Origin of the sequence: Desulfitobacterium sp. PCE1 (assembly GCF_000384015.1) — a bacterium.
Taxonomy (GTDB): Bacteria; Bacillota; Desulfitobacteriia; order Desulfitobacteriales; family Desulfitobacteriaceae; genus Desulfitobacterium; species Desulfitobacterium dehalogenans.
On record NZ_KB913023.1, the window covers coordinates 1,050,270 to 1,058,492 of the forward strand.

Genomic DNA, 8,223 nt, shown 5'->3' on the forward strand with positions numbered 1-8,223 from the left:
GAAAGCAGTTTCATTCAAATTAAGAGGCGGAACTTATTTATTTTTCAAAGATAGTGCCCTCTTTGAACTTGGAGTCTTTAAAAGCGTATTTGGTGAGGAGGTAGTAGGATACGCCCCCAACGACGAGACCAATAATCCAAGCCAGGTCTACCAGCATAAAGGCTGCCGCGGCACCGAGGAGCATAGCTGTAATGGCAGCCGGATTATATCCTGCGAAAGGACCATCTGCTCTGTAGAGGTCTACCACATTCACTTTTTGTTTTCTTAGAATATAGTATTCAACTAAAAGTATAGCAACGATGGGTCCTAAGAAAGCCGAGTAGATAAGAATAAACGTGGCCAGACCTGCGGAAGAGGAATCTTGAACCAGTACCCAAGGGAAGGAGCAAAGGCCAAGGAGACCTGTGATAACGACGGCCGGCTTGTATTTGATTTTAGTGAGCAATTGAATGACATAGGTTGGTGCAATAATGTTGGCAACCATGTTAACCGCGATGGCACCCATGACGATAAAGGCGGAGACAAAGACGGTGATAAAGTCATTATTAAAAACAATAGCTAAGGCTTTGACGGGGTTGGAGTTGCCGGTAGCGGAAGCAAGCATAGCACCAATGACAATGACTGCACCATAGGCGATGACGATGGGGGAGAAGTAGAGAAAGCCACGTTTTACATCGCCATATCCCGGTTTAAGCTCACGAGAGTAATCGGCTGCGCTGAGGAATATGGCGGCGTAATTACCCATCAAGACCATAATGAAAGCCCAGAATTCGAGGCCCCAAGTGCCTTGAGTATAGATCCACTTTTGAGCAATAACATCACTATAATTCGCGATAAGAAGACCAAATACATATACAAAGGCGGCCATGAGGACTACCGAGATAAGAGTTTCTACCCATTTGATGGCATGGAAGCCATACATGGAAAGGACAATCTGCACCAACTGAAGGACGACGAAGCAGATCGGAATGCTATCAAAGGACCCGCTGGTAAAGACTTTGAGAATTTCATTTAAAGCAGTAGCACCAACCCAGCTTTGGAATCCATACCAGACAATCGCCGGTATACCGCGTAAGAGAGAGGATATAATAGAACCTTTCTCCCCGAAAGACATCCGTAGCTGCATAACATAAGGAACACCGGTTCGATAACCCAGTCTGTCATTTAAAGTAAAAACAAGGGAAATGATTCCAATGGCTATGATGGCTGCAGCAAAGGTTTGGAAGATATTCAAGGTAGCCACTCCGGCAATAATCATGCTGCCTCCGAGGGTCATATTACCCAGGTTAACTCCATCCCCAATCCACATAAACATGTAGGGGATAGGTCCCATAGTGCGGTCTTTGGCTTTTTTAGGATAGAGTGTTTCTTCTACACCGGGGGCATGTTCAATATGCACATCGGTATGAGTGTCAGTGTTTAAGGACATAGCCTTCACTTCCTTCTTTTGGTTTTTCCTTGGCAGGTTCTGCTTTTAATCATTGATTGGGCTTTAAATGCTTACCCACGGGTTTGGAGACAATTTTTCCGTCCTTATAAATTGTAGTCCCTCTGAGAATGGTCTGGGCGACGGTGCCGCGGAAACGATCCCCCACATAAGGACTGACCTGATGTTTGTAGAAGAGATCCTCTGCCTGTAAGGTAAATTCATGATTCAGATCGACCAAGGCAAAATCAGCATCATAACCCACTTCGATTTTACCCTTGCCCTTGATATTAAAGATTTCATTGACGTTTTGGGCGGTTAACTGAGCAATCTTGACCAAGGGGAATTTCCGGTCATGATAAGCATGGGTGAGCAAACCTTGCAAGGTGGTTTGGCAAGCTGAGATTCCGCCCCAGACACGCATAAATTCACCGTTTTTCAGCTTGGGATCACAGGGGGAGTGGTCGGAAGAAACGAAAGCGATCTTATCATTAAAGAGATGTCCCCACATTTGAATTTGGTTTTCTCCATCCCGGATGGGAGGGGAGCATTTGGCTACAGTGCCCAAGCGTTCCACATCGTCCCCGGTGAGGTACAGATAATGACCGATGGTTTCACAGCAGACATCGACCCCTCTGCTTCGGGCTTCAGCGACAAGTTCCACGGCTTTGGCAGTGCTGATGTGAGCGATAATCAATTGACAGCCTGTTTCTTCTGCAAAGGTAATCATCCGGGAAACATTTTCGATCTCCGTAATAGGCGGACGGGCTGCGAAATAATCCCGTACTCCGGCACGATGTTGAGCCAGGGATAATTCGGTAAGCTCCTTGGTAATCTCAGCGTTTTCACAATGGACCATGAGAGGAAGGTTCAGTTTGGCCAACTTCTCCATACCTACTAAAGCAGTATAGTCATCCATGCGTGGAAATTCATCGATACCGCTATGGCAGGAGAAGGCCTTAAAGCCAATGACGCCGCATTCGGCCAGTTCCTCTAGTTTGTCTAAATTATTGGGGGTTAAACCACCCCAGAAACCGTAATCCACTAAAGAATCTTTTTGGGCAACAGCCAGCTTATTGTTAAAGTTCACCGCATCCAGGGTGCACGGGTCACAGTTAAGGGGCATATCAAAGAAGGCAACTCCGCCTCCGGCAGCTATGGCGCTGGAACCTGTGGACATGGTTTCCCAATGAGTTCTGCCGGGATCATTAAAGTGTACATGGCCATCGGTGATACCGGGAAAAACATGCTTTCCGGCGGCATCGATGGTTTCTTTAGCACCTCCGAGAATTTCTTCAGCAATGAGCACAATTTTGCCATCACTGACGGCTATATCGGCCTTTTTTACACCATCTGGAAACACCACATTTCCGTTGCGAAGGATTAAATTATAATGACTCATGGTTAGACCTCCTTTTTGTGCTTTCCTTACTTGATTTTTCTCACGTACATACCATGGCCTTTTTGTCCTACTAATTGTCCGTCCTGGGCAACGACTTCACCGCGAACGAGAGTGCAGACAGGAAGTCCCTTGCCTTTTAAGCCCACAAAAGCTGATATTTGATTGACATAGTGTAAGGATTCGGGTGTGATCTCCCATTCTTTTTCCGGATCGAGGATCACGAGATCCGCGTCAAAGCCTACTTGAATGGCACCTTTTTTGCCGAAGATTCCGAAAGCTTTAGCGGGACCTTCGCTTAAGGAGCGGGCCAGCAGGGTGGGGGAATAGCCTCTCTTAACGACCCCTTCACTAAAGACTACCTGCATGACGTTTTGGATTCCGCTGATTCCGCCCCAGGCCCCAAAGACACCGTGCTTTTCTTCACTTTTTTCACTGAGCTCACAGGGGGAGTGGTCGGAAGCAATGGCGGACAGAGTTCCGTTATTGACGTATTCCCACATACCTTCCACGGCTGCGGCATCACGTAAAGGGGGAGCACATTTGAAGAGACTGCCGTTTTTAACCACATCCTGATCCGTAAAGGTGAGGTAGTGCCCACAGGTCTCAGCGGTAACATCCACGCCTTCGATTTGGGCTTGGCGGATCATTTCTGCCACACGGGGATGGCTGACATGGCAGATATGCACTTTAGCTCCCACTTCTTTGGCGACATCGATAATATTTTGAGTGGCGATAAGTTCCGCGATCAGGGGACGGGAGTCCAGAAAGTCCTGCCAATCGTTATGATCTTTGCGTTTTGCCCGTTCTTCTTCCCATTTAATAATGGAATAATCTTCGCAATGGAAACCTGCCCGGCCATCGAACTCTTTACAAATCTCCATAGCCTCTTTGGCTTGACCGATGGAGAGGGACACATAATCCGGAGAAACAGGCCCGATGAAAGATTTAAAAGCGACACAGCCTTTTTCGTCCAATTCTTTCAGCTGGTTAAGGTTATAATCGACTAAACCACCCCAGAAACAAAAATCTACATAGGCATTAGGAGAAACGATGTCCAGCTTTTTATCGAGAATTTTTCCATCGGTCATGGCCGGTTCATTTTGCAACGGCATGTCAATAATGGTGGTAAATCCTCCGATTCCTGCAGCTGCTGTACCGTGAGCGTAATCTTCTCTCCAGAGATAACCAGGATCATTTAAATGTGCATGAGTATCGATAGCTCCTGGAAAGACATAGTTACCTTTGGCATCGATGACTTTTTCGGCTGGGATCTCTGTTCCTGCTGTGATGATTGCGGCGATTTTTCCATTATTGATACCTAAACTGGCTTCAATAATTTTGTCCGCGGTCACAATCTTTCCGTTTTTAATGACGAGATTAAACACATTCATGCCCCCTAACTAATCTGACTATGTGCAAGGTACCATAGGGTTTGTTTAATTGGCCAATTTACATTAAGAATATACTGAATATTTTCATTTGGCTTTATCATTTCGAGACAATCTATCAAGGTGAAGTTTATCCAATCAGACTAAAACAAGTATTTTTACGTACTTAGATTTCGTAAATTCCTTGCGGTTGACGGCTTTAGAGCATCAAGACTCAGTATGGCATAAGTTTCTAAAAGATAATGCCTTCAAATTTTTTAGTGAGTTTGGATAAGGCGTCCAAGCTGTGAGAGAGAAATTTTAACTAGGTGTGATAAGGATCCTGGGAAGTGTCTGCCTTGAATTGAACAAGGGTGAATAGTAAAAGGATAGAATTGCAAGGAGATAATTATCCAAAGTTGCCAAAGACAATAAGCCCGAATTAATAAAAAATAGGGATAAGAATATTAAGACAATTCAATGTTTATCAGCTGTGAAGAGGTGGCATTTTATGATTAGTAGTGAACGGGTTAATCATCGCTTACAGGAATTAGGAAAAATAGGTCGCAGAGAATCGGGTGGAGTGACTCGGCATGCCTTTACCCCCGAAGATCGAGCTGCTAAAGATTTAGTCACAACCTATATGAAAGAAGCCGGATTGATTGTAAGGGAAGATGCTGTGGGTAATCTGATTGGCCGTTGGGAAGGCCGGAATCCCAGTGCACCGGTGGTTCTTACAGGCTCTCATATTGATACGGTCTGTGATGGAGGAATCTTTGATGGGGGTCTTGGCATCATTGGAGCCATCGAAGTACTGCAGTCTTTCAGTGAGCAGGGAATTAGGACGGAGCATCCCATTGAAGTCTACGCCTTCAATGATGAAGAGGGATCCCGGTTTAGCTTCAGTATGTTCGGAAGCCGCGGCGTGATTGGAGACCTTACCCAAAAAGATTTGGAAATGAAAGATAAAAACGGAATGACAGTGGCGCAGGCTATGAGCAATCAGGGCTATGACCCCAATAAAATAAAAGACGCCATTCGCAATCCGGAAGAACTTAAGGCTTTTATTGAGCTCCATATTGAGCAGGGTAAGGTTTTGGAATGCAATAATCTTTCCGTGGGGATCGTTACGGGGATTGTGAATGAGTTATGGATGAAACTTATCGTTAAAGGGGAAGCGGGTCACGCGGGGGCTACTCCCATGAATCTCCGCCAGGATGCTTTAGTGGCTGCAGCGGAAATGATTCAGGTTATTGAGAGAGAAGCCAAAAAAACAGGAAGTACCGTAGCTACGGTCGGTCGGCTTAATGTTTTTCCTGGAGGAATTAATATTATTCCTGGCCGTGTCGAATTTACTCTGGATCTTCGGGATACCTCACAAGAGGTCAGTGATGAAGTGGAGGCTGCACTATTTAAGGAATTGGCCAGGATTTGTCAGGAAAGAGGAGTTCAGTTGGAGACAGAAATCCTGCAACGGATTCCGCCGGCTCCTTGTTCAAAGGAATTCCAAATGGCAGCTAAAGAAGCTTGTAAAAAAATCGGTTTGGAGTATTTTTGCCTTCCCAGCGGTGCCGGCCATGATGCCATGCAAATGGTCAATATCTGTCCTATCGGCATGATTTTCATTCGTTCTAAGGATGGGATCAGTCATAATCCTGCCGAATGGAGCAGCATGGAAGACTGCGCCGATGGGGTTAATGTACTGTATCATATTCTGTTGGATACGGCAGTAAAGGTATAAACCATGAAAGGGTGAAAGCTTCATGCTTGAGATTGAAGAGATCTTAATGCTAAGGTATGGTTTGGAGTTACCTGTTCCTTCCGAACCGGATGGCTATTATAGCAGGGTCATTCGCACGGGGAATTTGCTTTATGTCTGCGGTCATACCCCGAAACGCCAAGGAGAGTATGTTTTCTTAGGTAAAGTCGGCGAGGATTTTTCAGTTGAGCAGGGGCAGGAAGCAGCCCGGATTGCCATGACCAACTGTCTGGCGGCATTGAAGGAGTATCTGGGGGATTTGAGCCTTATTAAGCAATTTGTTCAGGTTATTGGGTATGTCCGCAGTGCGGAACACTTTACCCAGCAGCCTTTAGTGATGAATGGGGCTTCCGAACTGCTTCTCACCTGTTTTGGGGAAAAGGGACGGCATACCCGCATGGCTTTGGGCACGAACCAACTCCCAGGGGGAGCTGCAGTCGAAATCATGTGCGTGGTTGAAGTCTAGGGATTAGGAAAAGGATAAAATAAAGTAGAGCGTGAGATGATCCGGATGCGGATTGTCTCATGCTCATTTTATAAAAAAAAACAACTGTTCGAAAGTGAACAGTTGTCTTTAGAGGCGAAATTAAAGCTGCAATTCAAAAGTTTCTCCTAATTCGCGGATTTGGACATCACCATCATAGAGAGGGGCGATGGATTCGTCTGAAGTCTCCTTGCGGGTAGCCAGGATATAGGCAAATTTCGGCTCAAGTGGAAGGATTCGACCATGCCATACTCCCCGATGGAGAACAAAGCACATATCCCGCTCCCAAAGGAAGGCACGTACCGAGTCCAAAGAGGGCAAAGACTCGGGGTCATGGGGATCCGTAGCAGGCGCTACAGTAATAATGGCCGGTCCCCCGGTCATCATAAAGAAGCCTTGGGTCATTTTAAGATGGCGCTCCAGATTGGAAAACGTAAATTCTTTGCGATCCAGCAAAGCATAGACAAATTCAGACTGGCCTTCATCCACCTCAAAAGGCATCCGATCGGTAAAGACCGGAGGGGTATTTTTGAAAGGGGGGATGCCGGGGTTAGGACAGAGTAGATAACCAAAGGGACTAAAGGCTTCTTTGGTCAAGGTTTCAACTTTAAGCAGTCGGCTCATGGGCAGGTCATCTCCTTTGCAGGGTAATTGAGTTCATTATTCAGCAAATGACTCATTGTTTTTTGAATATTCGTGATGGGCTCTCATCTTCCTTTATCATTTTAAGATAAAGAAAGAAGCTGAATTTCTTAAGTTTTTCATCTTTTTTAGGAAATGAGGGCAAGATAACTTCGTAATATAGGGAATCGCTTTATCATCTTAGGATAAAGGGGAACTTAACTTTATGGCGAACATTAAGAATATAATATCAATTTGAAAACTTCTTATGCTAAAATAGAAGGGAGAATTTAAAATGGGTTATCCTAATGATCTCTTATCCACACGAGCTGTAGTCGAACATGGAAGGTATGCCTTGATCCCTCCTGAGGGGCGGGTGAAAAATGTGCTTCCCAATCTTGAGCAATGTCATGTAAGTATTATTGCCTCTCCTCATTATGGCCCACAGTTCGCTATGTATACTGTGGAGGTGTTGCCTGGCGGCGGCACAGTGAAGCCCTTTATGGAAGAGGGAATCGAGACCTTTGTCTACTGCTTGAGCGGCCAAGGCAAGGTCTTGGTGGAAGGAAAAGAGTATAGCATTGATGAAAGCGGTTATGTCTTCGCTCCGGCATCCCTGGGGATGGAACTTCGCAATGATTCGGATGCATCCTGGAAACTGCTTCTTTATAAACAGCGTTACCGTCCTGTAGAAGGATATTCAGCGAGGATTGTCGTGGGACGTCTCAACGATATGCCTTATGCACCTTATGACGGGATGGAGAATGTACGGATTAAGGATTTACTCCCTACCGATTTAGGTTTTGATGTCAACTTCCACGTCTTAAGCTTTTTGCCGGGGGGATGTCATCCCTTTATTGAGACTCATGTCCAGGAGCATGGACTTTACCTGTTGGAAGGGGAAGGGGTCTATCTTATCGATGACCAGTGGATTCCGGTGAAGAAGGAAGACTTCATTTGGTTTGGTCCTTATGTTCCTCAAGCTTGCTATGGTGTTGGGCGTACTCCTTTTACGTATATCTATACTAAGGATTGCAATCGGGATATTAAGCTGTAAGCGGGGTAGTTGAGTCGGGTTCTGAAGAAGAATCGAAAGCTGATTCTCCAGGATTTTGCTTTCGGCGTTCACTCCATAAGCTGCGCGGAGCAATCTAATCGCTCAAG

7 protein-coding genes are annotated in these 8,223 nt (G+C 45.6%); 3 read left to right on the forward strand and 4 right to left on the reverse strand.

The window, feature by feature from the left end:
* Nucleotides 1-37: 37 nt before the first annotated feature.
* From DESPCE1_RS0105210 to allB (DESPCE1_RS0105220), 3 genes are read right to left on the reverse strand one after another with little or no spacing between them, the layout of a single operon-like run.
* Nucleotides 38-1,429, reverse strand: coding sequence for an NCS1 family transporter (locus DESPCE1_RS0105210; RefSeq protein WP_014793064.1), 1,392 nt, complete (start codon nucleotides 1,427-1,429; stop codon nucleotides 38-40).
* 49 nt (nucleotides 1,430-1,478) lie between these two features.
* Nucleotides 1,479-2,828 (reverse strand): allantoinase AllB, encoded by a 1,350-nt coding sequence (gene allB / locus DESPCE1_RS0105215; protein WP_019849722.1) that lies wholly within the window; start codon nucleotides 2,826-2,828, stop codon nucleotides 1,479-1,481.
* Nucleotides 2,829-2,854: 26 nt separating this feature from the next.
* Nucleotides 2,855-4,213: an allantoinase AllB gene (gene allB, locus DESPCE1_RS0105220; RefSeq protein WP_014793066.1), complete on the reverse strand. Its 1,359-nt coding sequence runs from the start codon at nucleotides 4,211-4,213 to the stop codon at nucleotides 2,855-2,857.
* Between the two features lie 493 nt (nucleotides 4,214-4,706).
* Here allB (DESPCE1_RS0105220) and DESPCE1_RS0105225 point away from each other — a divergent pair, with 493 nt between their 5' ends.
* Nucleotides 4,707-5,936, forward strand: a complete 1,230-nt coding sequence (locus tag DESPCE1_RS0105225; protein ID WP_019849723.1) for a Zn-dependent hydrolase — start codon at nucleotides 4,707-4,709, stop codon at nucleotides 5,934-5,936.
* Between the two features lie 22 nt (nucleotides 5,937-5,958).
* Complete coding sequence (locus DESPCE1_RS0105230) at nucleotides 5,959-6,420, forward strand: RidA family protein (protein WP_019849724.1); 462 nt, start codon at nucleotides 5,959-5,961, stop codon at nucleotides 6,418-6,420.
* A 120-nt stretch (nucleotides 6,421-6,540) separates the two neighbouring features.
* On the opposite strand, the gene DESPCE1_RS0105235 is transcribed toward DESPCE1_RS0105230, so the two are convergent.
* Nucleotides 6,541-7,062 carry an ureidoglycolate lyase gene (locus DESPCE1_RS0105235; RefSeq protein ID WP_014793069.1) on the reverse strand — a complete coding sequence of 174 codons (522 nt, stop codon included), beginning with the start codon at nucleotides 7,060-7,062 and terminating at the stop codon, nucleotides 6,541-6,543.
* Between the two features lie 292 nt (nucleotides 7,063-7,354).
* Between DESPCE1_RS0105235 and allE the strand changes: the two genes are divergently transcribed.
* Nucleotides 7,355-8,116 (forward strand): (S)-ureidoglycine aminohydrolase, encoded by a 762-nt coding sequence (gene allE, locus DESPCE1_RS0105240; RefSeq protein WP_014793070.1) that lies wholly within the window; start codon nucleotides 7,355-7,357, stop codon nucleotides 8,114-8,116.
* Nucleotides 8,117-8,223 lie beyond the last annotated feature (107 nt).

What these genes read in the sequence shown, in the direction of transcription:
- DESPCE1_RS0105210 (WP_014793064.1), bottom strand. Translation starts at nt 1,429, where the DNA reads ATGTCCTTAAACACTGACACTCATACCGATGTGCATATTGAACATGCC.
- allB (WP_019849722.1), bottom strand. Translation starts at nt 2,828, where the DNA reads ATGAGTCATTATAATTTAATCCTTCGCAACGGAAATGTGGTGTTTCCA.
- DESPCE1_RS0105225 (WP_019849723.1), top strand. Translation starts at nt 4,707, where the DNA reads ATGATTAGTAGTGAACGGGTTAATCATCGCTTACAGGAATTAGGAAAA.
- DESPCE1_RS0105230 (WP_019849724.1), top strand. Translation starts at nt 5,959, where the DNA reads ATGCTTGAGATTGAAGAGATCTTAATGCTAAGGTATGGTTTGGAGTTA.
- DESPCE1_RS0105235 (WP_014793069.1), bottom strand. Translation starts at nt 7,062, where the DNA reads ATGAGCCGACTGCTTAAAGTTGAAACCTTGACCAAAGAAGCCTTTAGT.
- allE (WP_014793070.1), top strand. Translation starts at nt 7,355, where the DNA reads ATGGGTTATCCTAATGATCTCTTATCCACACGAGCTGTAGTCGAACAT.